Here is a 26,744-nt window from a genome sequence, read left to right on the forward strand (position 1 = left end):
TAACCATGGAACGGCTACGCCATTCACACCTTATATCCCCGCCATGAATGACGGGGCTTTACGGTGCTTTTGGGTAAAGAGAGGGGGAGAGGTGACAAATGGTGCCTGACGACGGGGTGAAGCATGTTCAGGGCAGGTCAGCTCGCCCTCATCGGGAAAGCGGGCGTCGTCATTGTCACCAAAATGTGTGATTTGTGGTCAACCTCTTAAAAGATATGGCGAATTTGCCAATGGCACCGCGCTGTCGCTGGCCGATGCCTATGTTAGGATAAGGTTCGCCATTTTTCTGGCGCGCATTATTGTGTCACGGCCATGCACTGCATGGCGTGCTGCGCCGCATTCGGGGTTGGCCCGAAAGGGCGCTGGTTTCCTTCACCACAGATTCAGGAATATTGACCTTTGACAGGATGCATTTCATCCCTGCTGGCAGGGCGTTCACTGTCCGGCCCTGCGTTTCGCCGCGGCCTGCGGGTACTGGGGGTGGGCCTGTTGCTGTCGCTGCTGGCTTCGCCCGCGTTTGCCGCCAAGCTCACCTATCAGGTCAAGGGGTTGAAAGGGGAGAACAAAGATAACGTTGAAGCCTATCTCAATGCCCTGCCAGTCTATCAGGAGCGGCAATACCGCCCGGCCCGCGCCAAAATCACCGAGAGCGTGCAAAAGGCGCTGCAGGTTTATGGCTACTACCAGCCGAAAATCACCCTGAGTCGCGACAAGAAAACCCCGTCCAAAGTGGTGATTGAGGTGGACAAGGGGGAGCCGGTTATCGTCTCCCGCCTCGATATTCTGCTGGAGGGGGATGCGGGCAGCGACGAGCTTTACAGCGCCCTGCTGGACAAGTTGCCCCTCAAAGAGGGCGAGCCCCTCAACCACGCCAAGTATGAATCCATCAAGGCCGATCTGGGCAGCCTCGGGCTGGCGCGCGGTTACTTTGATGCCAAGCTGAGCAAGAGTCAGGTCAAGGTGTTCCCGGACAAGGGGACGGCAGAGATCTTTATTCTGTTCGAATCGGGCCATCGCTACCGTTTTGGCGAGATCCGCTACGATGCCACTCCCGAAGCGCTTCACCTTATTCGCCCGCTTATCAACATCAAGAGCGGCGACCCCTATCTCGCCATCCGTCTGGCCGAGATGTCGCAGGATGTCTCCTCCACCAAGCTGTTCCGTCAGGTCGATATCAAGCCGGTATTGAGCGAGGCGAGCAACTATCGGGTACCCATCGCGGTGACGCTGGATAACCGGGTCGATCACGAAATCGAGACAGGTATCGGTTACGCCACCGACGTGGGGCCGCGGATGAGTGCCACCTGGGAGAAGCCCTGGGTCAACCGCTATGGTCACCGCCTGTTTGCCACCGCCAAGGTGTCGGCGCCGGAGGCAGAGCTCAGCTTCGACTATCAGATCCCGGTGGGCAACCCGCTGCGGGACTACTACTCCATCCAGACCGGTTACCAGTACAAGGACAACAACGATACCCGCTCCGATCTCACTACCATCGGTGTGCACCGCTGGACGCGACGGCCGGAGAGCTGGGATCGGGACGTCTTTATCCGGCTGGAGAACGAGATCTATACCCAGGGCGCCGACGAGGGGAACAGCTTGCTGCTGATCCCCGGGGTCTCCTGGTCCCGACTGCGGGTGCGCGGTACCCTGGTGCCCGATTGGGGGGATCGCCAGCAGCTGACGCTGGAGTTCTCCGACCCCAGATGGGGTTCCGACATCAGCTTTATGCGGGTGTGGGGGCGCAGCAAGTGGCTGCGTACCCTCGGCGATAACCACAGATTCCTGATGCGGGCCGAGCAGGGGGCCATTATAGGTGACAGCTTCTCGCTGGTGCCGCCTTCTCTGCGTTTTTTTACCGGTGGCGATCAGACGGTGCGCGGCTTTGGTTATGAGAGCATCTCCCCCACCGGGCCGGATGGCAAGCTGACCGGTGGCCGCTACACCAGCGTGGCCAGTCTGGAATACAACTACCGCTTCAGCGAGAAGTGGCTGGGGGCCATGTTTGTGGATGGCGGCACCTCCACCACCGATTACAGCGAGCCCTGGAAAATAGGTACCGGCGTCGGTGTGCGCTGGGTCACCCCCATCGGCCAGGTCAGGCTGGATCTGGCGGTCGGGGTATCGGAGGAGGACAAGCCCTTGCGGCTGCATTTCGCATTGGGGCCTGAATTATGATGTTGTCTAAACGCTTTTTTCTTTGGCCGCTGCGGCTGTATCTTGCGCGGGGGTCTGCATTGTGATCTGGCTAAAACGTATTTTTCTCTGGCTTATGGGGCTGGTGTTCCTGCTGCTCATCGGCGTCAGCCTGCTGGGCTTTACCCATCAGGGCAACAAGTGGTTGTGGCAACAGGCCAAGGGAGCGCTTCCTTCTCTCAAGGGGGAGCTGGTGGCCGGTCAGCTTGGCTACGGCTGGACCCTGGAAGGGGCCGGCTGGCAGGATGATCTGGTGGATGTCACGGTGGATCGCGCCGTGCTCGACTGGGATCTCGGCAAGTTGCTGCAGGGCAAGCTCTGGATAAAATCCTTGGCGGTGACCCATCCGGTGGTCAAGGTAGCCGACTCCGAGCCTGCACCGGAAGAGCCTTCCGAACCCTTTGTCTGGCGCCCGCTGCCACTCAAGATCCAGGTCGACAGCCTTAAGGTAGCCGATCTCGATCTGGCAGTGCCCGGCGTGGCCGTGACCCTGGGGTCCCTCGATATCGGCGCCACCCTCAACCGCAAGGGGCTGATTGTACGTGGCCCGGTGCTCGATAACCTGACGGTGACGCTGGACGACGCGGCACCCGTCAACACAGCCAAATCTGCCAAGCAGCCGGCCGCTAACGAGAAGCAAGCCGTGACTGCGGTGGCGCGCAACGACAAGGCCAGCGCCAAGACCGTCAAACAGGGCAAAGGGACGCCAGCTGCGAACACGGCAAAGGCAGCCCCCATTGTCCTGCCCGCCATTCATCTTCCTTTCCCCATCCAGCTGGAAGGGGTCAGTGCGACCCGGGTGCAATATAAGCAGGGCGAGCTGATTGAAGGGCTCGACAAGCTGCTGCTGTCGGCCACTGCTGCCGACGATCGCATCGAGGTGCGCGAGCTCTCGCTGCGCCACGCCATGGCCGATCTGGCGCTCAAGGGCTACATCCAGCTCAGTGACGACTACCCGCTGGCGGTGACGCTGGATGCCAAGGCCCGCAAGGGGCTGCTGGATGGCGAGCTGCAGGGTGAGCAGGCCACGCTGGCGCTGAGCGGTTCGGTCGGCAAGCTGGGGTTGGCGTTGTCGGCCAAGGGGCCGGTCGCCGCCAATCTCAAGGGCTCTCTGGCCTCGCTCGACCCGGATCTCCCTTTTGATGTGGCCCTCGACTGGAAGAGCCTCGGTTGGCCTCTGCACAAGCCAGCCAAAGATCTGCACAAGCCAGCCAAAGATGAGCCGAGCTATCGGCTGGACAAAGGGAGCCTGACTGCCAAGGGCAAGCTCTCCGGCTACCAGTTTGCCCTCAATACCTCCGGCAAGGGGACCGATGTGCCCCCCTTCAAGCTTGCGCTGGATGGGAAGGGGGATCTGGAGCGGCTCAGCAAGATAGCCTTGCAGCTCAACGCCCTCAAGGGGGAGCTGAAGCTCGATGGCAAGCTCGCCTGGAACAAGGGGATCGAGTGGCAGGGAACCACTCTGTTCAAGGGGATCAATCCGGCCGAGCTGCTGCCCGAGCTGAAAGGGACGCTGGCCGGTGAGCTGGAGAGCCGTTTCGTGATGAACGAGGCGGGCCACTGGGAGCTGAAACTGCCCAAGCTCAAGGTGGATGGCAAGCTCAACCAGTACCCGCTGGCCCTAAAGGGGGAGCTTAGCGGCAACGACAAGATGGAGTGGCAGATCCCGGCGCTCTCGCTGCAAAGTGGCCCCAACCAGTTGCAGGCCAAGGGCAGTATCAGCAGCGCCCAGTGGAAGCTCGATGCCAACCTGCAGGCTCCCCAGCTGGGGGGCATCTATCCCGGCCTGAAAGGGGATATCAAGGGACAGGTGAAGGTCAGTGGCAATCAGCAGACGCCAAAAATCGATGCGGATCTGGCCTCCGAGCGGCTCTACTATGCCGGCACCGACCTGAAGGGCATTAGCCTCAAGGGCAATGCGGTGATCGGTGCCAAACCGGCCGGTGAGCTCTCGCTGTTGGTGGCGCAGTTGAAACAGGGTGAGACCAAGCTCAGCCAGCTGGCCCTGAATCTCAGCGGCGATATCAGTCAGCATCTGTTGACCCTGACCATGAAGGGTGACCCTGTTGCCGCCAACCTCAAGCTGGGTGGCGGCGTGCGCGGGGATCACTGGCGCGGGGCGCTCTCCGAGTTGCAGCTGAAAACCCCGCTGCGCCGTTGGGACTTGAGCTCCCCCTGGGCACTGGATCTTGATCTGCCGCGTCAGCGGCTGGCGATGGGGGATCTCTGCTTCGGCTCCCAGGGGGCCAGCCTCTGCGTCAAGGGGAGTCAGGTTTCCGCTGCCCAGGGCACTCTGGAGTTTGCCCTGAGCGAGTTTGATCTCAAGCGGCTGCGCCCCTGGTTGCCGGACAACTTCCGCTGGCAGGCGATGCTCTCGGCCGATGGCCGCGCCAGCTGGCGTGGCAATCAGCCTACCTTGCATGCGGTGGTGCGTACCACACCAGGCACTTTTGTGGCCGATGGCCTCAAGACCGACTATCAGCAGCTGGCTCTGGCCCTTGATTTCGAGCGGCAGCAGGCGGCCATTCGCCTCGATTTTGCCTCCAAACAGATCGGCAATATCGATACCGATCTGCTGATCAAGGAGCCCGCCGGTCGCGGTCTGCTCGGTGGTCAGCTCAAGTTTGATGATCTCAAGCTCAATACCTTTGCGCCGCTCATCCCTGAGGTGCGCTCCCTGCAAGGGATCATCTCCGCCGATGCCCGCTTCGACGGCACCCTGGGGGCGCCCCTGCTGTTTGGCCAGCTCAACCTGCGTGACGGTGAAGTGCAGACCCACTCCGACATGGTGACCCTGACCAAGCTGGTGACCCGCCTCAAGATCGAAGGCAACCGCGCCGAGCTCGATGGCTCCATGCTGGTGGGCAAGGGACCGCTGGCGTTGGGCGGCTGGCTCAGCTGGGCCAAGATGCCGGTCAGCGGCAGCCTCACCATTCAGGGTAAGGATCTGGAGGCGCAATATCCGGGCATGGGCCGGGTCAGAGTCTCTCCCGATATCGCGGTGTCGCTGGGTGAGGAGACCCGCATTACCGGTCAGGTGGATATTCCCTGGGCACGTATTCTGGTCAAGAGCCTGCCGGATTCGGCGGTGGCGGTCTCAGACGATGTGACCGTGGTCTATGACGATCTGCCCCCTGCTCCCAAGCAGGCAAGTCTGCCGCTGGCGATGAAGGTGGCGATCCGCCTTGGCAACGATGTGAAGCTTGATGCCATGGGGTTGAAGACCGATGTCTCCGGTGGCCTCAATATCCGTCAGGATCCCGAGAAGCCGCTGGCAGGCAACGGCCAGCTGGTGCTGACCAACGGCCGCTTCAAGGCTTACGGTCAGAACCTCATCATCAAGGAGGGGCGGATCCTCTTCTCCGGTCCGCTGGATCGGCCGTTCCTCAACATCGAGGCCAACCGGGATCCCGATACCATAGAAGGTCAGGTGACGGTCGGGGTGCGGGTGACCGGCCCTGCCAGCAAGCCGGAGATCACTGTCTACTCCGAGCCGCAGATGGCGCAGTCGGAACAGCTCTCCTATCTGCTGCGCGGCAAAGGGTTGCAGACCGGCGGTGAGGATGGCGGTTTCAACGGTCTGCTGGTGGCCGGTGCGGTGAGTCAGGCCAACGGTGTGGTGTCGAGTATCGGCGAGTCGCTCGGGATGAGCGATGTCTCCCTCGATACGGCGGGCAGTGGCGACAACACCCAGGTGACGCTGTCGGCCTATCTGCTGCCGGGCTTGCAGTTCCAGTACGGGGTCGGGGTTTTCAGCCCCATCGCCGAATTCAAGCTGCGCTACGAGGTATTGCCACGGCTCTATCTGCAGGCGATGAGCGGGGTGGCTCAGGCGGTCGATATCTTCTATCGCTTTACTCTGTAACGCTTCATCCCGTAACAGGGCTGATATGAACGTAAACGGGAGGCGCACGCCTCCCGTTTTTTTATTGCGCGATCGGTAGCAGACAAACGGCGATAAGGGACTGGAGTGCAGAGGAATAACGGATTGGGCAGACCAGAAATGCGAAAACCCGGCGCTAGGCCGGGTTTTCTGAATGATGGTGGAGGGAGAAGGATTCGAACCTTCGAAGGCAGAGCCGTCAGATTTACAGTCTGATCCCTTTGGCCGCTCGGGAACCCCTCCACGGGGTATTGCTTTCAACTTGTCGCACTTGAAATGGTGGAGGGAGAAGGATTCGAACCTTCGAAGGCAGAGCCGTCAGATTTACAGTCTGATCCCTTTGGCCGCTCGGGAACCCCTCCACAAGTGCGAGGCGCATACTAACAGATCTTCCGGTTTTGTGAACCCCCAAGCAGGATTTTTCCATTAAAAGAATTGGATTTGTGGCCGATAACCAGTGAAATCGCCATTTTCGAGAGTTATCTCATGCTGCCCAGTTCAATCCGTAATCACCTGCTCGTCGATGAGGGCCAGTTGGGGCAGCGCCTCAACCGTGACCTGCAGCATGGCGATCGGGCGGATTTCCGGTTGCATCTGGCCCTGCTGACCGATGCGGTGGAGGAGCAGCCCTGGTTTGATGCCAAACCGGCGGCCACTCCCCAGAGCCGTGACTGGCGTCTGCACTTTGACCTGAGACCGGCAGAGGTGCTGGTGGCTGAAGGGGTTGGGAGTGACTGCAGTGCCATCAATGAGCGGTTGCAACAGGGGGGAAGCATGGTGGATGTGCGGCTCTGGCTGGCGCTGCAAACACCGCCGCTGGCGGTCAAACAACCGCTGCTGGATGAGGCTGTCTACGATAACCTGTCGCCGCTGGCGCGGGAGCGGTTGCAAGGAAAGCTGGCCGATATGCCGAGGCAGGAAGATCCGCTGGTATTGCTGCCGATCCTCGACCGTTTGCAAGAGGGGGTGGATACCCGGTTGCACTGGCTCAGTTGATGGCGCCTGTTCACTGGTGTAATGCTGTGCTTGTCGGCAAATCACAGGCAACAAAAAGGCGGGTGACCCCGCCTTTATGCTCTTTGGAATTTTTAGCCTTGCGGCATGCTATCAAGCGTCAGCTTCATCCGGTTGCGGCTGCTCTTTGAGCGCGGCATTGGCACGACGGGCAATTGGCTTTTCGGTGTGACGGTTGAGTTGGCGCTCCAGTTTTTGCCCCAGTTCGTTGATGGCGGCGTAGAGATCCTCATGCTCTGCCTGGGCAAACAGTTTGCCGTTGGGGATGCCAGCACTGGCTTCGACAGTGAACATCAGACGCTCTTTGGAAACAATCACATGGGGTGTGATGAGAGGCACCTGAAGACGTTCGAGCTTTTCAAAACGGGATTCGATGCGCTCGCGGATAGCCGGGGTGATGTCGATGATTTTGCTGGTAATTTCGATTTTCATATTGGCCCCCTTCGGGTCGACTTGCTTATGTCTTCACCTTCAGATTACTCATTGGTAAAGATTGAAATGTGATCTATGTCACATAACCTTCCCTTGGCTATTCAGCAACTTATAAATTGTGATCTTTTCCGGTTTCGTGCCAAAAACAGCTTGAGCTCCATGAAACTGGCAGGCAGTATGACGGGAATAGGATCGTTTCTGTCCCTTCTTGGCAGCACTTCGTGTCGACCTCATGTCCGGTTTCCACTGCTTGATATCGCATGTTTGTACTCTTCCCTCGCAACCTCTGATCTGATGAGCGGATGCAGGGGGCGTTGCTATGCCTGATTGGACATCAAACGTGGTTGGTTGTTGTGTTGGAGTGGTAAATGAAGCAGCAGGCCACGCAAGTCATGTGGTTTTTCGATCGGCAACATGATCAGTGGAGTCTCTCTGATCAGGGGGCCTACCAGCAGTGGCAAGGGGAGGGCAATCATCCCTGGGCCGCTCGCCTGTTACCGGAAGATGAGGCAGGCTTTGCCGACTTTCTCGTCCGGCTTCATGAATCACATCTGCCTGAACAGTTCATCGGTCATCTGAAAGATGATCAGGGGCAGCTCAACCATGTGCTCTGGAGTGGCCAGTTTGTGCCCACCCAGCAGATCTGCTGTGGCTGGCTGGCCCCTCTTGATACCGCCAACAGTGCGGTCTCCTCTCTCAATCTCTCTTTGCCGTTGCTGCAAACCACCCTGCTCACCCAGTTGGCGCAGGCGCTCTCTGCCCGCACCGGGCTCGATTTCTTCAATACCCTGGTCAGCCAGCTGGCCCATATCCTCAAGGTGGATGCGGTCTGGGTGGGTGAGTTGTGCGGTGCCGACCGGGTCAAAGTGCTGGCCGCCGACGGGCTGGCGCAGAAGGACTATCCGCTGGCGGGCTCCCCCTGTCAGGAGCTCTACAAGCAAGGGGCCATCTGTTTCGAGGTGATCGACGAGTCGCAGGAGTATCAACCCTGGCTGGCGGCCGGGCAGACTTATTATGGTCAGCCGCTGTTTGATGCCAGAGGCCAACTTCTGGGCCATCTGGCGCTGCTCTATTCGGCCCCGGCAGATACCAGCAACCTCACCTCGGTGCTCAATACCTTCTCGGTACGGATGGTGGCCGAGCTGGAGCGCCTGCAATCAGATGCCCAGATGCGCCTCTCTGCCGTTGCATTCGAGACCCACGAAGGGATCATCATTACGGATCCGGGGTTCAAGATCCTGCGGGTCAACAACGCCTTCAGCCAGATCACCGGCTTTGACAGCCAGTCGGTGCTGGGCCTGCATCTGGAAGAGGATCTCTGGCCAAATCTGGGGGGGCTCGGTTACGAGCTCAATACCCTCAGCCGCTGGCAGGGGGAGACCCAGCGTCGCCATGTCGATGGTCACACCTATCCCCAGTGGGAGATAGTGACGCCGGTGCAGGATGAAAAAGGGGTGATCAGCCACTTTGTCATCTGCTTCGAGGATATCTCCGAGCGCAAGGCGGCCGAGCGACGCATTCAGGATCTCGCCTATTACGACGAGCTGACTGGATTGCCCAATCGCCGTCAGCTCCACGAGACTCTGGTGCAGACCTTCAACGAGGCGACCCGCGATGGCTTGATTGGCGCGCTGCTCTTTATCGATCTCGATCACTTCAAGACCATCAACGACTCCCTCGGCCACGCCACCGGTGACTGGCTGCTCAAGGAGGTCGCCGCCCGTCTCAAACGGCTGGTGCGACAGGGGGATTGTCTGGCCCGCCTCGGCGGTGACGAGTTTGTACTGTTGCTGCCATCGCTCTCGGCGAGCCCGCCCCAGGCGGAGATGCAGGCCGATATCATTGCCGAACGGCTTATCACCGAGATTGCCGCGCCTTATACCTATGTGGGGCAGGTGCTGCACATCGGCGCCAGTGTCGGCATTACCCTGTTTCCGGATCGGGAGCAGGGGGTCGATGATCTGCTCAAGCAGGCAGATACCGCCATGTATCAGGCCAAGTCCGCTGGCCGCAAGACCCGTCGCTTCTTCGATGCCTCGATGCAGCAGCAGGCGGATCGCCGTCTGCTCATTCACAACGAATTGCGTAACGCCCTCAGCCAGCAAGAGCTGACCCTCTACTATCAGCCCCAGCATATGGTCGATGGCGGCGATATCATTGGTGTCGAGGCGCTCATTCGCTGGCAGCCGGCCGGTCGCTCGCTGGTCTCGCCGGCCGAGTTTATCCCCATCGCCGAGGAGACGGACCTGATTGTCGATATCGGCAACTGGGTGCTGCACGAGGCGTGTGCCCAGTATGTGCTGTGGGAGGAGAACGGCATCCATATTCCGCAGATCTCGGTCAACGTCAGTGCCAAGCAGTTCCATGCCACCGATTTTGTCGAGCGGATCCACGATGTGTTGGCGCAAACCGGCATGGATCCGGCCTGCCTCAATCTGGAGATCACCGAATCCGTGGTGCTGGGTCATGCCGAGGACACCATCAGCAAGATGACCGAGCTCAAGGAGCTCGGCATCAGCTTTGCCATCGACGATTTTGGCGCCGGTTACTCCTCTCTGAGCTACCTCAAGCGGCTGCCTGCCGATGAGCTCAAGATCGACCGCTCCTTCATTCAGGACATCCCGAAAGATGGCGACAACATGGCCATCGTCGAGGCGGTGATCGCCATGGCGCGACATATGGGGTTCAACGTCACGGCAGAAGGGGTGGAGTCCCGTCAGCAACTGGAGTTTCTCAAGGCGCAGGGGTGCAGTTTCTATCAGGGCTATCTCGCCTCCAAGCCGCTGCCGGTGCCCTATCTGGAGAAATATGTACAGCGTCTGACCAGGCCGGAGCAACTGCGCGAAATGCAGCTGAGCGAGTCAGAAAAATAGTCCCTGCTCCCCGCTGTAGCGCTGCCCGGCAACGGGTAGAATGAGAGGCAGTAGACCCACCGCCACCGGGCGGTGTATTGCCCTCAATGGAGATGTTCAGTGAAAGCTGTATGGGGAATTGTTTTGTCGGCGCTGTTTGTGCCGACCCTGATGGCGCAGACTGCCGACCAGACGCTCTACCGTCAGGCGTATGACGCCGTACGGGCCAATGATCAGGCCCGTTTCCAGCAAATTCGTGCCCGTTTGACCCATTACCCCCTGCTCCCTTACCTCGATTACTATCAGCTCGCCTTTCGTCCGGGGGCGGCGGATTACAACGATGTGACCCGCTTTATCCGCCAGCATGGGGATACCCCCCAGTCCAACCGGCTGGAGCGCAGCTATCTGACCTATCTGGCCCAGAGCCAGCAGTGGTCGCAGTTCCTGCGCTTCTATCCGGCCAAGCCGAGCTCCACCGACCTGCTCTGCATGCACTATCAGGCGCTCTATTACACCGGCAAGCCGAAAGAGGCGTTGCAGGGGGCGGGCAAGATCTGGATGAGCGGCCAATCCCGTCCCGATGCCTGCTCCCCGCTGTTCCAGCTGTGGCAGGCATCCGGTCAGCGAACCCAGGAGAAGATCTGGCAGCGGATGACGCTGGCGTTCGAGGCGGAAAACCCCAATCTGATCCGCCACCTTGGCGCGACCCTGGGTAGCGGCTTGCAAAGCTATGGCGATCAGATGGTGACCCTGTTTGAGCAGCCCGCCAAGGCGATGAACCCGGCCTATTTCAGCAGCAATCCCTATTCCCGCAAGCTGCTCTCCCTCGGTTTGACCCGCTATGCCAATCAGGAGCCGGAGTCGGTGCTGCGCCAGCTTGCGCTGTTTCGCAGCCGTTTCGGCCTGACCCAGGCTGAGGTGAAACCGGTAGAGCGTGCCATTGCCCGCCGCCTGCTGCTGGATCGCTCCATTGCCCAGCGCAGCTGGGTCGACAGCACGGTGAAAAAGCTGGCGGATCCCGACATTACCGAGCTGCGGGCGCGACTGGCCATCTGGGAGCAGGATTGGCGTGGCCTCTCCGGCTGGGTGAAGATGATGCCGATGGCCCGTCAGAAAGAGGATCGCTGGCGCTACTGGATGGCGCGCTCCCTTGAAGTGCAGGGGCAGCAAAAACCGGCGCGGGATCTCTATCTGGAGACTGCCAACCTGCGTGGTTTCTACGGTTTCATGGCGGCCCAGCGCACCGGTGTGCCCTATCGCATCAAGAACCAGAGCGTCAAGCATGTACCGGACTGGCGCACTGCCAGTCAGCGCTGGCCCTTCCTGTTGCGGGTGCGCGAGCTGCTGTCGATGAACGAGATTGCGGCGGCCCGCTCGGAGTGGATCCACAACATGGATCGCAATCCGGTGGCCCAGCGCATCGAGTTTGGTCATATCGCCCTCAATCAGGGCTGGCACGAGCTGGCCATTCTCGCCAGCATTCGCGCCGAAGCGTGGGATGCCCTCGACCTGCGCTTCCCGCTGCCGCTCAAGCGCACCTTCTCCCAGATGGCGCAAGAGCGTACCATGAACACCAGTTTGCTCTACGCCATCTCCCGTCAGGAGAGTGCTCTCTATCCGCTGGCCCAGTCGCCGGTGGGGGCGCGCGGTCTGATGCAACTGATGCCTGCTACTGCCAAAGAGACTGCCGGCAAGCTGGGGGTGCCCTATCGCAACGAGCAGCAACTGTTTGATCCGACGATGAATATTCGTCTGGGGAGCGCCTATCTCAAGCGCTTGCTGGATGTCTATGATGGCAACCGGATCCTGGCGGCCGCCGCCTACAACGCCGGGCCGGGACGGGTAAAACGCTGGCGAGAGCAGAGTGACAACAAGCCGATGGACGTGTGGGTCGAGAGCATCCCCTACAAGGAGACCCGCAACTACGTGCAAAACGTGTTGTCGTTCGATCTCATTTATCAGCACAAGCTGCAGCAGCCGCTGCGCTTCATGTCAGAGCGGGAGCTCAATCACGCCTATTGAGTCGGGGGCCGCCAGCCGGCCCCTGTTTTCAAATTTCCCTGCTGCCGGGTATCATCGGGTAAGGTTTTGTTACCAAAGGAAACATGCCTGGTGACCTGGCTCCGGGAATTGCATCAGGCCGCAGGGTATACTCGGGCGTCGGCACCGACAGGTTCCCCCACAATAAAGGAATGGATAGTGGCAACGATTAAAGACGTTTCTCAGCTGGCAAATGTGTCTATCTCCACCGTGTCGCGGGTTATCAACAACACGGCACAGGTAGCACCGGAAAAGCGTGAGGCCGTACTGGCGGCCATGAAGGAACTGAATTTTCGACCCAACAGTTTTGCCCAGGCACTGGTCAGCAAGCGTTCCAACTGCATTGGCGTGCTGGTTGGCGACCTCTGCGGCGGCCCCTTCTTTGCCCAGATGATGCGTGGCATCGAAACCATGGTCGATCAGGCCAACAAGTTCACCATCGTCATGTCTGGCAACCACGATATCGCACGCGAGCGTCACGCCATTCAGGCGCTGCTGCAGCGCCAGTGCGATGCGCTGATCCTCCACAGCAAGGCGCTTCCGGACGAGGAGCTGAGCGAGCTGGCGGCGGGTACCACTCCCATCGTGTTTATCAACCGTCAGGTGCCGGGCTTTGAGGATCGCTGCGTCTGGCTCGATAACCAGGCGGGGATCACCACCGCGTGCCAGCACTTGCTGGATGCCGGTCATCGCAACATCGCCTTTATCACCTCCGATGATGAAGAGTTTGTCGATGGTCAGCAGCGGATGGCCGGTTACACCCAAACTCTGGCGAGAGCCGGGATCGCCTTTGATCCTGCTCTCGTCAGCCGCGCCTATGCCGACGAAAATGGCGGATATGTGGCGATGAGTGAACTGCTGGCCCGTGGTGTCGAGTTCACGGCCGTGCTCGGTTTCAACGATGGCATGGTGGCGGGGGCGATCTCTTGCCTGCTGGAGCGGGGTTACAAGATCCCGCAGCAGGTATCGGTGGTGGGGTTCGACGATATCCCCTACGCCCGCTACATCTATCCCAAGCTCACCACGGTGCGCTACCCCATCGAGGAGATGGGCAGCCGCGCAGCCGAGCTGGCACTGCGTCTGCTCGATCACAAGCCGGTGGACGGCTTGGCGCTCAAGTTTGAAGCCCAGCTGGTGGAGCGTGAGTCAGTCGCCTGATGTGCGTCAAACAGTGAACAACAAGGTGGCCCCATCGGGGCCACACTCTTTTCTGCGTTGTCTCTCTAATCCGCTATTTATCCCGCCAGGGCGATCCGCTGTTGACGGCGCGCCTCCACCCCTTCTGCCACCATATCGAGCAGTTGCCTTGTCTGTTCCCAGCCGATGCAGCTATCGGTGATCGACTGGCCGTAGCGTAGCGGTTTGCTGCCGATATCCTGATGCCCTTCGCAGATAAAACTTTCCACCATGATGGCGGCGATGGCATGGCTACCAGCACCCAGCTGGTCGGCAATGTCACGGGCAACCAGCAGCTGGCGGGCATGCTGCTTCTGGCTGTTGCCGTGGCTGCAATCGATCATCAGCCGGAGTGACAGATGATGCTGGCGCAGCAAGTCGCCAGCCTCTGCCACATGACAGCTCTGATAGTTGGGCTGGCGGCCACCGCGCAGGATCAGGTGGCAGTCGGGGTTGCCATGGCTGCGCACCAGTGCCAGCTGGCCATTACCGGAAGGCTGGGTATAGAGGTGGGCCGCTCGGCTGGCGAGGATCGCCTCTACCGCGATCCGGATATTGCCGTCGGTGCCGTTTTTAAAACCGATGGGGCAGGGGAGGGCGGAGGCCAGTTGGCGGTGGAGCTGGGATTCGGTGGTGCGGGCGCCAATGGCACCCCAGCTGATGAGATCGCCCAGATAGAGCATGCTGGTGAGATCGAGAAATTCGGTGGCACAGGCGAGCCCTTCCTGTCCAAGTGCCAACAGTAACTCCCGAGCCTGGGTTAGTCCCTTTTCCAGTTGATCGCTGCCATCGAGGTCGGGATCGAAGATAAATCCTTTCCAGCCGAGCGTCGTGCGCGGCTTTTCGAAATAGGTGCGCATCACCAGTTGCAGCTGCTCCCCGTATTGGCCCTGCAGTTCAGCGAGCCGGCCACCATAGTCGCGGGCGGCTGCCGGATCGTGAATGGAGCAGGGGCCGATCACCAGCAGCAGGCGATCATCCTCTCCCTGCAGAATATGGCGGGCTTGCTGGCGGCTGCGAGCGATCTGGCGAGCGAGCCGTGCCGGACAGGGTCTGGCCTTTAACATCTCGTCAGGGGTGGGCAGGGTGGCAAGGGGTGAAGCATTCAGAAGTGAGGTGAACATGAGCGATCCTGATGAAAATGGAAATCTGCATGCTCTTTGCTGTCCAGTGGGGATCTTCCCCTTATTTTCTTGGTTAACAGAGCGCGGGCATGGGCCCGCGCTCTGTTATATCGACCTTGGCTACCTTAGAAGCGGGCTGAGCCGCTGACGTAGTAGCTGCGACCCGGTTCGACGTTCTGGAAGACAGTATCTTTCTCTTGCAGGCGCACGTCGGTCAGGTTGTTGATCCCCAGTCGCAGGTCAAAGTTCTCGGTGACCTTGAAGCCGGTACCGAGATCGAAGGTCTGATAGCTGGGCAGCTTGTGCAGTACGACAACCTTGTTGACGGTCTGCTCGGCAAACTGGGTGCCGGTGTAGGTGGTGCCAACGAAGGCATTGACCCGCTCGGTGGCCTGCCAGGTGATCTTGGCATTGGCCTTGTGCTCCGGCCGCTCGGGCAGTGCCTGACCCTGATCGCCTTCCGCCTTGAGGTAGGTGTAGTTGGCGCCAAGGTTGATATTGTCGGTCAGATCGAGCTTGCCGGTCAGCTCCAGCCCCTTGGTGGTGGCTTTCTCCAGGTTGTACCAGGTGCGGTCAGTGGAGTTCGGCAACTGCTTGAAGGTGAGCATGTCGTCGATGTCGGAGTAGAAGAGGGTAGCGCTGGTTTCCCAGATCCCTTCTCCTGCGATGACACCCAGCTCGTAGTTGGTGCTGGTTTCCGGCTTGACCTTGTCGCTGCCATAGATGCGGCAGCTGCCGCCGCAGCTCTCGATGCTGTAGCCGTTGGAGTACTGGTGTGGTGCCGGAGCCTTGAAGGCTTGGCTGACCCCGCCCTTGACGGTCACCACATCGTTCATCTCATAGACCAGATAGCCGCGCGGGGTGAAGTGGCTGCCGTAGATCTCGTGGTGATCGTAACGGCCGCCCAGCGTGAAGGTCAGGCTGTCGGTCAGGCCAATTTCGTCCTGAGCGAACAGCGCCTCCTGAGAGTGACTCTCCTTGCCGCCGATATCCTTGTAGCTCACCGCATCCACCAGCTCCCGATCCAGATATTCACCACCCAGGGTCAGGTAGTGGTTGGCCAGCGCCAGGTTGGTGTAGCCCTTGAGGGTCAAGGTGTTCTCTTCCAGTTCGCGCTGCTGCGGGGCCGAGTAGCTGGTATTGAAATCATCGATCTGGGAGCTTTCATAGTTGGCCATGACGGTGGTGTCACCCCAGCTCCAGTTCCCCTTGTGGGTCAGACCAAACAGGTTGCGATCGTTTTGCTGCTGGCGGCTGTGCACCTTGTTGCCGGTTTTACGGAAGATATCGAGAGGCCGCTCATCCTGGTTGTAGAGGTAATCCAGCTCGAAGCGCTGCTGCTCATCCACCAGCCAGCTGAGGGTGGAGGCGAAGTTGCGGGTCTGTTTGGCTTCGATAAGGGGGATGCCGTCAGCAGCTTCGGTGGGGGTCCAGGCTTGACGGTCATACACCTCGCCGTTCATCCGGATCAGCAGGTTGTCGGTCAGCGGGCCGGTAAAGCCCAGGTTGGTTCTGTGCTGATCGCCGCCATCCTTGCCCTCGATGGCTTTGAAGTCGGCATCGGCCGCCCCTTGCCAGGTTTTGCCCGGCTGCTTGGTGATGATGTTGATGACACCACCGATGGCATCGGAGCCATAAAGTGCCGACATGGGGCCACGGATCACCTCGACCCGCTGGATCATGCCAAGGGGCACGGGAGTGTTGTCGAAGTTGCCGCCGCGCCACAGGGCATTGGAGGAGGAGAGGCGTTTGCCATCCACCAGTACCAGGGTGTACTTGCCGGACATGCCGCGAATACCGATATCGCTGCGGCCATTGGTGTCAGCTTCAGCCTGAATGCCCACTTCGTGGCGCAGCAGGTCGGCAAGGTCATTGACGGGCGCTGCGGCGATCTGTTCGGCCGTGATGACAGAGATAGAGGCTGGCGCCGAGCGGGTATTGTGCGCCGTGGTGGTGACGGTGATCACCTCATCGACTTGAGGGGCGTTGCTGGCGGCGATCGCTTGCTGGGTCAGCAGAGTGACGATGGTGGTGGCCAGCAGGCTGGGAGCAATAAAACGGGAGGTTGAGGATTTCATTATTTACATCTTCCATAACATTCAAATGATAAGCGTTATCATTATCAAATTTAATTTGCTCCGATCGCAACTCTTTTTTATCGGCGAAGCTCAGTTTCGTTCGTCACTCTCTTTTGACTAAAAAGAAGTTAATGAAATTGATTCTCATTTGTATTGATCGTTTTTTCGCTCCTTGTTAGGATGCCGTTCACCCTGATATCTGGTGAGTCAAATGGCTCACTTTAAGTCGTGTCAGGCAGTGATTCATTCCAAGGAGTAGCACCGTCATGTGTGACCATGCACTGGAAGGAGAGTGGCCCGCCACAGCGGTCGGGCTGGATAAAGTGTGCTGTTTTGCCAGCGGTGACAGGGTACTGGTCGCCTCCGGTATCCACGACAGTTTTACCGGCATCCCGCCGGAGAAGCTGCTCGCCCATCTGCGTCAGTTGCGCCAGCAGGGGATGGTCAATCCCATCGCCATCGGCGCCATTCCGTTTGATACCCAATCTCCCTGGCATCTGGTGATCCCGGCGCAATCGCAGTGGGTCGCAAGGGATGCGCTGTTGCCCGCCAGCTGTTGCCAGCTCCATGGCGAGGTGAGCGAAGTGACCGGCTCTGCCCACTATCAGGGGGCAGTGCGGGCAGCATTGCAGCAGTTCAGCGAGGGGCAACTCGAGAAAGTGGTGTTGTCGCGCGCCATCGATGTGCAGAGCGCAGAGCAGACCTCCCCCGCACACGCCTATGGCTCTCTGCTGGCCCAGAATCCGGGGGCCTATGTGTTCCAGATCCCGCTGCCGGAGGGGGAGACCCTGCTTGGTGCGAGCCCCGAGCTGCTGGTGTCACGCAGCGAGATGAAAGTGGTGAGCAATCCGCTGGCGGGCTCCCGTCCGCGCCACGCGTTTTCCGATCAACAGGCGGCCAGTGCCGAGCTGCTGGGGGCGCAGAAGGATCGCTATGAACATGCGTTGGTGGCCGATGCGGTCGCCGCCGCCCTCGCTCCCTTCTGCCGAGAGCTGGACGTCCCTTTGGAGCCGCAGGTGATCGCGACCCCTACCATGTGGCACCTCTCGACCCGCATCGCCGGGCGGCTCCATGAGCCCTCTCCCGTTCTGGCACTGGCGCTGGCACTGCACCCGACACCGGCGGTGTGCGGCACGCCGCTCTCGGCTGCGCGTCAGGCCATCGCCCGGCTCGAGGGGTACGATCGCCGCTTCTACTGTGGCGCCGTTGGCTGGATGGATGCCGATGGCAATGGCGAGTGGGTTGTCACCATTCGCTGTGGCGTGCTGGCCGGTAGGCAACTGCGACTCTATGCTGGCGCCGGGGTGGTGGTGGGCTCCTCGCCGGAAGCGGAGTGGCAGGAGACCGCCGCCAAGCTTGGCACCATGCTGCGGGCGTTTGGCCTCGAAAGCCGGGAGCCGGAGGTAACGGCATGAAGCCGCTGGTACCCTTTACCCCCTGGCCCGCCGAGCTGGCAGCTCACTACCGGGCGCAAGGGTGGTGGCGCGGACAACCGCTCACCGCCTTGCTCGATGACTTTGCCGAACGTTATCCCGAGCGCACGGCCCTGATCTGCGGCGAGCGAGCCCTCAGTTATGGCCAGTTAAAACGTGAGGTCGATGCGCTGGCGGCGCGGCTGGCCGCGCGCGGGCTGGGCCATGGCGATACCGCGCTGGTGCAGTTGCCCAACTGCGCCGAGTTCTATATCTGCTGGTTTGCCCTGATCCGCTGCGGCGTAGTGGCGGTGCATGCCCTCTACAGCCATCAGCGGCGCGAGCTGGTGGCCTTTGCCCGCCAGATTGAGCCCGCCTTGCTGGTACTCAGCCCCTCCCATCCCGGCTTTGCCGGTAAAGCGGGGAGCTTGGCGGCCCTTGATGAGCTGGTATCGCCTTCTTGCCAGACACTGCTGTTCGAGCAGGCAGAAGGCTCCTATCTTCAGTCAGGATTTGCATGGTGTCAGCCTGACCCGATAGCCCGTGCTGATGGTTCGCCGCTGACGGCTATCGCTCCAACTCCTACCCCGGCCGATCAGGTCGCCTTTTTCCAGCTCTCCGGCGGCAGCACCGGTACCCCCAAACTGATCCCCCGTACCCACGATGACTATGGCTATAGCGTGCGCCAGAGCGTAGCGGTGTGCGGTTGGGATGAGCGGGTGATCTATCTCTGTGCCTTGCCAGCGCCCCACAACTTTCCCCTGAGCTCCCCTGGGGCACTCGGGGTGTTTTATGCCGGTGGCTGCGTGGTGCTGGCAAAGGATCCCTCTGCTGCAACCTGTCTGCCGCTGGTGCAGCGTCATCAGGTCAACTGGGCGGCGCTGGTGCCACCGGCTCTGGCGCTCTGGCTGGAGGCGGCCAGCCACTATCCGCAGACCTCTCTGGAGTGTGTGCAGGTGGGCGGTGCGCGCCTCAGCCCGGCTCACGCCGAGGCGGTGGCGAGCCGCCTCGGCTGCCGCTTGCAGCAGGTGTTCGGCATGGCCGAGGGGCTGGTCAACTACACCCGCACCGAGGATGACCAGTGGCACATCGTCAATACCCAGGGTTGCCCGATGAGCCCGGGCGACGATGTGGAGGTGCGAGGCAGCGACGGGCGCCCCTTGCCCGATGGCGAGTGCGGCGAGCTCTGGACGCGTGGCCCCTACACCTTTCGCGGCTACTTCAAGGCTGATGCCCACAATCAGCGAGCCTTCGACCGGGACGGTTTCTACTGCACCGGCGATCTGGTCTGTCGCTTGCCCGGCGGTCATCTGATGGTGGTAGGGCGCAACAAGGATCAGATCAACCGGGGCGGGGAGAAGATCGATGCCCTCGAGATTGAAGAGCTGTTGCTGACCCACCCGGAGGTGCGGCAGGCGGCGCTGGTCGCCATGCCCGATCCCATGCTCGGGGAGCGCAGCTGCGCCTTTCTGATGTGCCGCGAGCCCCTCAATCTGCCCCGCTTGCGCCGTTTCCTGCGCGAGCAGGGGGTGGCCGATTACAAACTGCCCGATCGCCTGGTGCTGGTGGAGCAACTGCCCCACACCCCGGTCGGCAAGATAGACAAACAGACGCTGCGCGAGCAGCTCGCCAAGGAGTGTGCATGACCATTCAATCCCTCGCCGCCTATCCGCTGCCCACCGCTGAGGAGCTGCCCAGCGGGCGGGTGAACTGGCCCTTCGAACCGGGCCGAGCCGCCTTGCTGGTCCACGATATGCAGCACTATTTCGTCGATTTCTACGGGCCGGACAATCCGCTGATCAATCAGGTCATCGACCATATCGCCACCCTGATCCGTCAGGCGCGTGCTCTCGGCATGCCGGTGGTCTATACCGCCCAGCCCGCCGAGCAGAGCCAGGCAGATCGGGCGCTGCTCAATGACATGTGGGGGCCCGGATTGACCCGAGCGCCGGAGCGTCAGCCGATTGTTTCGGCGCTGGCCCCCGAGCCGCAGGATACGGTGCTGACCAAGTGGCGCTACAGCGCTTTTTGCCGCTCTCCACTGGCCGAGCTGATGGCCCAATGGGGGCGAGATCAGCTGGTGATCTGCGGCATCTACGGCCATATCGGGGTGATGCAGACGGCGGTCGATGCTTTTATGCGCGATATCCGCCCCTTCCTGGTGGCTGATGCCATCGCCGACTTCTCCCGCGAAGATCATCTGCTGGCGCTCTCCTACGTCAGCCGCAATGCCGGTCGGGTGATTACCGTGGCCGAGGTGATGGCAGCCAGCAAACGCCCCCTGACTCACGAGTCGCTACGGGCTCAGGTGTTGGCGCGGCTACCCGCCGAGATGCAGCATGAGCAGCCCACCGAGGATGACAACCTGCTCGACTACGGTCTCGACTCGCTGGCGGTGATGGGGCTGGTGGAAGAGTGGCGTCAGCAGGGGCTGGTGGTGGAGCTGGCCGAGCTGGCCCGCACGCCGACCCTGGCTCACTGGTGGGGGCTCCTCTCCCGTCAGCTTAATGTCAGTCAACCCAATGTCAGTCAGAACAAGGCTTATCAGGTCAACGAAGAGCACGTCAGCGAAGCGGAGTGCACCCCATGAGAGAGTGGCAAGGCAGAACCGTCTGGGTAACCGGTGCAGCGCAGGGAATTGGTCATGCGGTGGCGCGTACCTTTGCTGAGGCGGGGGCCAGCGTGGTGGCGTTCGATCTGCAACTGGCCGAGGCACTGCCCGGCAACGTGAAGAGGGTGGTGATCGATGTCAGCGACAGCGAGGCCGTGACCCGCTGCTGCGAACAGCTGCTGGAGGAGGGGCTGGGGCCCGATGTGCTGGTCAATGTCGCGGGCGTACTGGCGACCGGCAGGCTCGATGAGGTGGATGACGCCCTCTTGCAGCGCACCTTCGCCATCAACACCTTCGCCCCCTTCTATCTGATGCGGGCCCTGACCCCCTGGTTTCAGGGACGGCGCAGGGGCGCCATAGTCAATGTATCCTCCAATGCCGGTCGGGTGTCGCGAGTGGGTATGGGCATCTATGGCGCCTCCAAGGCGGCGCTGACCAGCCTCACTAAAACGGCAGGGCTGGAACTTGCCCCCTATGGGGTGCGCTGCAATCTGGTGTCGCCGGGCTCGACCCGCACCCCCATGCTGTACGGCATGTGGCAGGAGGGGGAGGCTGAGCAGCGGGAGGGAGAGCAGCGCACCATCGCGGGCTTGCCCGGGCAGTTCAAGCTGGGGATCCCCCTTGGCAAACTTGGGACCCCCGAAGAGGTGGCAGCCTGTGTGATGTTTCTCGCCTCCGATGCGGCCAGCCATATCACCCTGCAGGATCTGGTGGTCGATGGCGGTGCCACTCTGGGGGTTTAGCCCGCGCGCTGCCGATCTGGCAGGCGTGACACTCTCTTTATGGAGGAGGCCAGGCCTCCTCGCTTTTCAGCCATGCGGGCAGGAGCAAGTCGCTGCCCGCTCGATGTTTGCGCAAGGACATTCCCATGGAACAGACAATGGCGATGCGCGCCACCCACCAGCGTGGTGAGCACCCGCGCTGGCCGCTTACCACTGCTCAGGCGGGCATCTGGTTTGCCCAGCAAAAAAATCCGCAGAGCCCCGCCTGCAATACCGGCGAGTACTGGCTGCTGGAGGGGGCGCTGGCTCCCCATCACTTCACCCGTGCGGTGCGCCAGACCATCGACGAGATCCCCGGTCTGCACTGCGCCTTTGTGGCTACTGCCGATGGCCCGCAGATGGTGGCCAACCCCGCCTGCTGGCAGCTGGCAGAGCGGGATCTGCGCAGTGAAGCCGACCCACTCGCGGCCGCGCAGGTCGAGATGCGTGCGCAGTTGGCCGTCCCCTTCAATCTGACCGGGGGGCCGCTGTTTGCCACCACTCTCTATCGCCTTGGCGAGGGGCGGTGGGCCTGGTTTATTGCCGTGCACCATATCGCCATCGACGGCTTTGGCCTGAGTTTGCTCTGCCAGCGGGTGGCGAGCTGGTATGAGGCGCTCTGCATCGGCGAGCAGCCTGCTCCCTGTCGCTATGCGACCCAGCAGGAGTTGTTGGCCGAGGAGGCGGCCTATCAGGATTCGCCGCGTGCCGCGCGGGATCGCGATTTCTTCGTGCAGCAGCTGGCCGGGGTGGAGAACCCGGCGTCGCTCTCCCGCCGTCCGGCGCAAGGGCCGGGCCCCACATATCGTCTTGAACAACGGCTTGCTGGCCGCCAGTGGCAGGCATTGGTGGCGCGGGCGAGTCGTTCGGCCTGTCACCCCTACAGCCTGCTGCTGGCAGCAGTGGCCAGCTATGTGCAGCGGATGAGTGGCGTTGGTGAGGTGGTGCTGGGTATTCCACTAATGGGGCGGCTGGGCTCAGCGGCGGCCGATACCCCCTGCATGAAGGTCAATGTGGTGCCCCTGCGTATCGAGCTGAGCGGCACCAGCCGGGTAGGGGCGTTGCTGGCACAGGTCGAGCGGCAATTTGCCGCCCTGCGCCGCCATCAGGGCTGCCGTCAGGAGTGGTTGCAGCAGCGCCAGCCGGGCCAGCCGCTGTTTGGCCCTCAGGTCAATTTGATGCCCTTTGCCCGCACCCTCAGCTTTGGTGAAGGGCACAACCTGGTTCGTGGCGAGGTGCAGGTGCTGGCGGCCGGGCCGGTGGAGGAGTGCGCCTTCTACTTTGCCGAGGAGGCTGGCGCTATGACCCTGACCCTCGAAACCCGTCAGGGGTGCTTCAGCCAACAGGAGAGTGAACGTCATCTGGCCCGGCTGGTAGCTTATCTGGCGGCCTGGAGTGAGGCGGGTGACGAGGCCCTGGCGGTGCGCTTGCCGCTGTTGCTGCCCTGTGAGCAGGTTGAGCTGGCGCGCTGGAACCAAACCGACCATCCGTTGCCGACCACCACCCTGAGCGCACTGCTGGCCGAGGGGCTGGCGGCGGCGGATCAGAGCGCCATTGCGCTGGAGTGTGGCGCCGAGCGCTGGCGAGTGGCCGAGCTGCGCCAGCGTACCCGCCAGCTGGCATGCTATCTGGCGGGGAGGGGCGTGGGCCCCGGTTGCCGGGTGGCGGTGGTGATCCCGCGCTCTCCCGAGCTGATTCTCGCCCAGCAGGCCATCATGGCGGTGGGTGCCGTCTACGTGCCCGTTGACCCGGACTATCCGGCGGAGCGGATCGGCTACATTCTCGCCAGCAGCGATCCTGCACTGGTGCTGACCAGTCGTACGCTTCAGATGCCGCTCGATGTGGCGGCGCCACTTGTCTGCCTCGATGCCCCCGGTGTGGCAGAGCAGCTGGCGACGATAGAAGTGGTGGCGACAGAACCTTGTGAGCTGCCAGCCCCCAAACCGGAAGATGCGGCCTACATCATCTACACCTCCGGCTCGACCGGTCGGCCCAAAGGGGTGGTGGTGAGCCATGGCGCCATCGTCAACCGGCTGCTCTGGATGCAGCACATGTATCCCATCGGCCCGGCGGATCGGGTGCTGCAAAAGACCCCGGCCGGTTTCGATGTCTCCATCTGGGAGTTTTTCTGGCCCTTTATGACCGGGGCGCGGCTGGTGCTCGCCAAACTGGGTGGCCACAAGGATCCCGCCTACCTTGCCGAACTGATTGAGCAGGCCGGGATCACCACCTTGCACTTTGTCCCCTCCATGCTGCAGATCTTTGTCACTCAGGCCGAGCCTGCGCGTTGCCAGGCACTGCGGCAGGTATTTTGCTCCGGCGAGGCGCTGCCCGCGGATCTGGTGCTGCGCTGGTATGGGACATTCTCAGCCCCCCTGCACAACCTCTATGGCCCGACCGAGGCGGCGGTGGATGTCACCTGGTATCCCTGCCGGGCAGATGAGGCGGTGACCAGCGTGCCCATCGGCTATCCGGTCTGGAATACCAGCATCCACATTCTCGACCCCTGGTTGCAGCCGGTGCCCCCCGGTGTGGCAGGCGAGCTCTGGATCGGCGGCGTGCAGGTGGCGGAGGGTTACTTTGGTCAGCCCGAGCTCACCGCCGAGCGCTTTATTGCCAACCCCTTCGGCGCGGGACGGCTCTATCGCAGCGGCGATCTGGCCGCCTGGCGCGAGGATGGCGCTATCGAGTATCTGGGGCGCCTCGATTTTCAGGTGAAGATCCGTGGCCAGCGCATCGAGCTGGAGGAGATCGAGCAGGTGCTGCTGCGCCATCCCCGAGTGGCGCAGGCGGTGGTGCTGGCCCCCGAATTTGCCCCCGGCGATCGCCGTCTGGTGGCCTATGTGGTGGCCGCAGATAGCAGCGAGTTGACGCTGGCCGAGTTGGTACCCACCCTTGGCGCTGCCTTGCCTGACTACATGGTGCCGGGGCTCTTGGTAAACCTGGCCGAGCTGCCGCTTACCCCTAATGGCAAGCTGGATCGCAAGGGGCTGCCGCTGCCTGATATGACATCGGCGGTGGGTCAGTCGCTGCCGAAAACCTTGCTGGAGGAGCGGCTCTGTCGCCTCTTCGCCGAGGTTCTGGGGCTGGCGCGGGTCGGCGCCGACGATAACTTCTTTGCCCTCGGCGGCCACTCCCTGCTGGCTGCGCAGCTGGTGGTGCGCATTGAAGAGTCGACCGGACAGGCGCTCACTCTGGCCAGTCTGTTCGAAGCGCCGAGCCCAGCCCAGTTGGCGTGCCGTCTTGGCGGTGAGCGGGAGGCCATGCCCATGCTGTTGCCCCTGCGGGCGCATGGTACGCAGTCTGGCACATCGTGCCCCACCCTCTTTTGCGTCCACCCCGCAGGGGGGCTCGGCTGGTGTTATGCGCCGCTGGTGCCCCATCTGCCGGCCGATATGGCGGTCTATGCCCTGCAGGCAAGGGCGCTCTGCCAGCAGGATGCCCCGCTGCCCGCCAGCTTCGACGAGCTGGCACTTGACTATGTGACCGAGCTGCGTCGTCAGCAGAGCGAGGGGCCCTACTGGCTGCTCGGCTGGTCGCTCGGGGGCATGCTGGTGCACCGGATGGCCGCCATGCTGCAAGAGCAGGGACAGGAGGTTGCCATGGTGCTGCTGCTCGATGCCTACCCCTGTCAGCAGTGGCAGACCCAGCCGTTGCCCGACGAGCAGCGGATGCTCGATGCGTTGCTGCGGATGGGAGGCATTGCGGTTGCGGACGATGCGCTCGATTCCCTTACTCGGGGCGACGTGGTGGTCCGACTGGGGGCAGAGGGGAGTGCGCTGGCCATGCTCGACGAGCAGGTGGTGAGCGCCATGATTGAGCTGGTGGGCCACAACAACCGGCTGATCCGTCAGCCGGTCGACTACTGCTACCACGGGGAGGTGATCTTTATCGAGGCGTCAGCCTCCCGCCAGCCCTGGCTGGATGGACGCGGCTGGGAGCCGCTGACAGAAGGCAAAATCCGCTATGAGCGCTTCCCCTGCCTGCATCAGGAGATGGTGCATCCCGACTGGCTGGCGCAGGTCGGCGCCCTTATTGGTGAGCGGGTCTATGGGGTCTGGCAACAACCGCACATCCGGCAGGAGGGGGACGCATGACCCCGGTTGCAGCCATCCGGGAAGCCTTGCTGGCGGGCAAGCTGGTAGGGCTGGGAGAGCCGCACTGGCACCCGGATTTTATCCGGCGCCAGCACGCCTGGCTGTGTGATCCGGCGCTCTGGGGAGTCATGACCGATCTGGTGCTGGAGTGCGGCAACCGCCGCCATCAGGGCTTGCTCGATGCCTGGCTGACGGGGCAGGAGAGCTGGCAGGGTGAGCCGCTGACGCTGGCGCGGCTCTATCCGGTCTGGCTCGACTCCTGCGCCTTTCCCGCCTTGATGGCCCCCGAGTTTCCGGCTCTCTTTTCCGCTCTGCGCCAGAGCAATCTGGCGCGCCCTGAACATATGCGGCTGCGGGTGCATCTCTGCGAGCCCTTATTCGAGTGGCAGGCGATGAGCCCGGAGCGGTGGCAGCAACACAACAGGGGGCGGGATCAGGCGCTGGCTGACTATCTTCTTGCACTTCCCGCCCGCGGCGTGGTGGTGCTGGCGGGGGCGCGACATCTGCTCAAAGCCGCAGGAGATCCCCACTTTGCGCAGCCGACGCTGGGCCAGTTGCTGGAGGTGGCACGGCCAGGTTGGCTGCAGGTGCTTCACCCCAGGCCAATGGTTGCTGGGAAGGGAGATGGGGAAGAGGAGCGGGTGTGCGATCTGGCCGGTATCACGACTGTCGACCTCTATCCCCACTGGCCGGTGCATCCGCCGCTGGAGACTCTTATCGATCGGTTGGTGCGCGTGGCTGACCGGGGGCGGGAGATGCGAATTTGCCCCACCTTGCTGGCCGAGCCCTGGCGCAGCCGCTTGCTAAGCCGCGCTCACTTGCTGCCAGCTGGCATAGCCCGCCAGCTGCAACAGTGGCTGGCGTAACTACTGGTTGGTGTAACCGCTGACTTGAGTAACAGAAGGGGGGCAAGGCTCCCCTTTTTTACATTTTGCATCCTGCATTCAGCGCTGCAAAGTTGCACCATTTACGGCATATCTTGCCACTCATCGCCGAAAATTCAGCTCCTTCGCTACTTTAAAGAAGTTTCTACTGGTCTTACCTGAGCAAATCTCTTTGCTTTTTGTTTAA

15 protein-coding genes and 2 tRNA genes are annotated in these 26,744 nt (G+C 61.6%); 12 read left to right on the forward strand and 5 right to left on the reverse strand.

The annotated features are described in order from the left end of the window. The first annotated feature begins 399 nt into the window (after window positions 1–399). Together tamA and tamB are read left to right on the forward strand one after the other, a co-directional pair. Window positions 400–2,175 carry an autotransporter assembly complex protein TamA gene (tamA, locus tag OKC31_RS07265; RefSeq protein ID WP_005334265.1) on the forward strand — a complete coding sequence of 592 codons (1,776 nt, stop codon included), beginning with the start codon at window positions 400–402 and terminating at the stop codon, window positions 2,173–2,175. 61 nt (window positions 2,176–2,236) lie between these two features. After that, on the forward strand, window positions 2,237–6,058 hold the full coding sequence (gene tamB, locus OKC31_RS07270) for an autotransporter assembly complex protein TamB (RefSeq protein ID WP_270656591.1): 3,822 nt from the start codon (window positions 2,237–2,239) through the stop codon (window positions 6,056–6,058). 176 nt (window positions 6,059–6,234) lie between these two features. On the opposite strand, the gene OKC31_RS07275 is transcribed toward tamB, so the two are convergent. Both OKC31_RS07275 and OKC31_RS07280 read right to left on the reverse strand, forming a co-directional pair. Further along, window positions 6,235–6,319: transfer RNA gene (locus tag OKC31_RS07275), tRNA-Tyr, on the reverse strand. A gap of 34 nt (window positions 6,320–6,353) precedes the next feature. Continuing rightward, a tRNA-Tyr gene (locus OKC31_RS07280) sits at window positions 6,354–6,438 on the reverse strand. Window positions 6,439–6,562: 124 nt separating this feature from the next. On the opposite strand from OKC31_RS07280, the gene OKC31_RS07285 reads away from it, so the two are divergent. Continuing rightward, a complete protein-coding gene (locus OKC31_RS07285; protein WP_100654827.1) occupies window positions 6,563–7,072 on the forward strand; it encodes a VC2046/SO_2500 family protein in 510 nt (169 codons plus the stop codon). A gap of 111 nt (window positions 7,073–7,183) precedes the next feature. Here the strand turns inward: OKC31_RS07285 and hpf are convergent, their stop codons facing one another. Then, window positions 7,184–7,522, reverse strand: a complete 339-nt coding sequence (gene hpf, locus OKC31_RS07290) for a ribosome hibernation-promoting factor, HPF/YfiA family (RefSeq protein WP_005334257.1) — start codon at window positions 7,520–7,522, stop codon at window positions 7,184–7,186. 368 nt (window positions 7,523–7,890) lie between these two features. Between hpf and OKC31_RS07295 the strand changes: the two genes are divergently transcribed. From OKC31_RS07295 to OKC31_RS07305, 3 genes are all read left to right on the forward strand, one after another. Beyond that, window positions 7,891–10,395 (forward strand): putative bifunctional diguanylate cyclase/phosphodiesterase, encoded by a 2,505-nt coding sequence (locus OKC31_RS07295; RefSeq protein ID WP_021231088.1) that lies wholly within the window; start codon window positions 7,891–7,893, stop codon window positions 10,393–10,395. 99 nt (window positions 10,396–10,494) lie between these two features. Beyond that, a complete protein-coding gene (locus tag OKC31_RS07300) occupies window positions 10,495–12,396 on the forward strand; it encodes a transglycosylase SLT domain-containing protein (protein ID WP_040066126.1) in 1,902 nt (633 codons plus the stop codon). 177 nt (window positions 12,397–12,573) lie between these two features. Continuing rightward, window positions 12,574–13,572 (forward strand): LacI family DNA-binding transcriptional regulator, encoded by a 999-nt coding sequence (locus tag OKC31_RS07305; RefSeq protein ID WP_227094893.1) that lies wholly within the window; start codon window positions 12,574–12,576, stop codon window positions 13,570–13,572. Between the two features lie 77 nt (window positions 13,573–13,649). On the opposite strand, the gene OKC31_RS07310 is transcribed toward OKC31_RS07305, so the two are convergent. Next, on the reverse strand, window positions 13,650–14,714 hold the full coding sequence (locus OKC31_RS07310; protein WP_270656593.1) for a 3-deoxy-7-phosphoheptulonate synthase: 1,065 nt from the start codon (window positions 14,712–14,714) through the stop codon (window positions 13,650–13,652). A gap of 125 nt (window positions 14,715–14,839) precedes the next feature. Continuing rightward, window positions 14,840–16,792: a TonB-dependent receptor domain-containing protein gene (locus OKC31_RS07315; protein WP_216955108.1), complete on the reverse strand. Its 1,953-nt coding sequence runs from the start codon at window positions 16,790–16,792 to the stop codon at window positions 14,840–14,842. Between the two features lie 266 nt (window positions 16,793–17,058). Between OKC31_RS07315 and OKC31_RS07320 the strand changes: the two genes are divergently transcribed. From OKC31_RS07320 to OKC31_RS07345, 6 genes are all read left to right on the forward strand, one after another. Further along, window positions 17,059–18,207 carry an isochorismate synthase gene (locus OKC31_RS07320; protein ID WP_257697236.1) on the forward strand — a complete coding sequence of 383 codons (1,149 nt, stop codon included), beginning with the start codon at window positions 17,059–17,061 and terminating at the stop codon, window positions 18,205–18,207. Continuing rightward, window positions 18,204–19,850, forward strand: a complete 1,647-nt coding sequence (locus OKC31_RS07325) for a (2,3-dihydroxybenzoyl)adenylate synthase (RefSeq protein WP_270656595.1) — start codon at window positions 18,204–18,206, stop codon at window positions 19,848–19,850. Before OKC31_RS07320 ends, OKC31_RS07325 begins: the two co-directional genes overlap by 4 nt. Next, window positions 19,847–20,794, forward strand: coding sequence for an isochorismatase family protein (locus tag OKC31_RS07330; RefSeq protein WP_270656596.1), 948 nt, complete (start codon window positions 19,847–19,849; stop codon window positions 20,792–20,794). Before OKC31_RS07325 ends, OKC31_RS07330 begins: the two co-directional genes overlap by 4 nt. Then, complete coding sequence (gene dhbA / locus OKC31_RS07335; protein ID WP_270656598.1) at window positions 20,791–21,558, forward strand: 2,3-dihydro-2,3-dihydroxybenzoate dehydrogenase; 768 nt, start codon at window positions 20,791–20,793, stop codon at window positions 21,556–21,558. The genes OKC31_RS07330 and dhbA overlap by 4 nt, the downstream gene beginning before the upstream one ends. Before the next feature lie 125 nt (window positions 21,559–21,683). After that, entirely contained in the window at window positions 21,684–25,673 is a 3,990-nt protein-coding gene (locus OKC31_RS07340; protein ID WP_270656600.1) for an amino acid adenylation domain-containing protein, read from the forward strand. Beyond that, window positions 25,670–26,539, forward strand: a complete 870-nt coding sequence (locus OKC31_RS07345; protein WP_270656601.1) for a hypothetical protein — start codon at window positions 25,670–25,672, stop codon at window positions 26,537–26,539. Before OKC31_RS07340 ends, OKC31_RS07345 begins: the two co-directional genes overlap by 4 nt. Window positions 26,540–26,744: the final 205 nt, after the last annotated feature.

The organism is Aeromonas sp. Y293-4, from assembly GCF_027705905.1.
Lineage (GTDB): Bacteria > Pseudomonadota > Gammaproteobacteria > Enterobacterales > Aeromonadaceae > Aeromonas > Aeromonas veronii.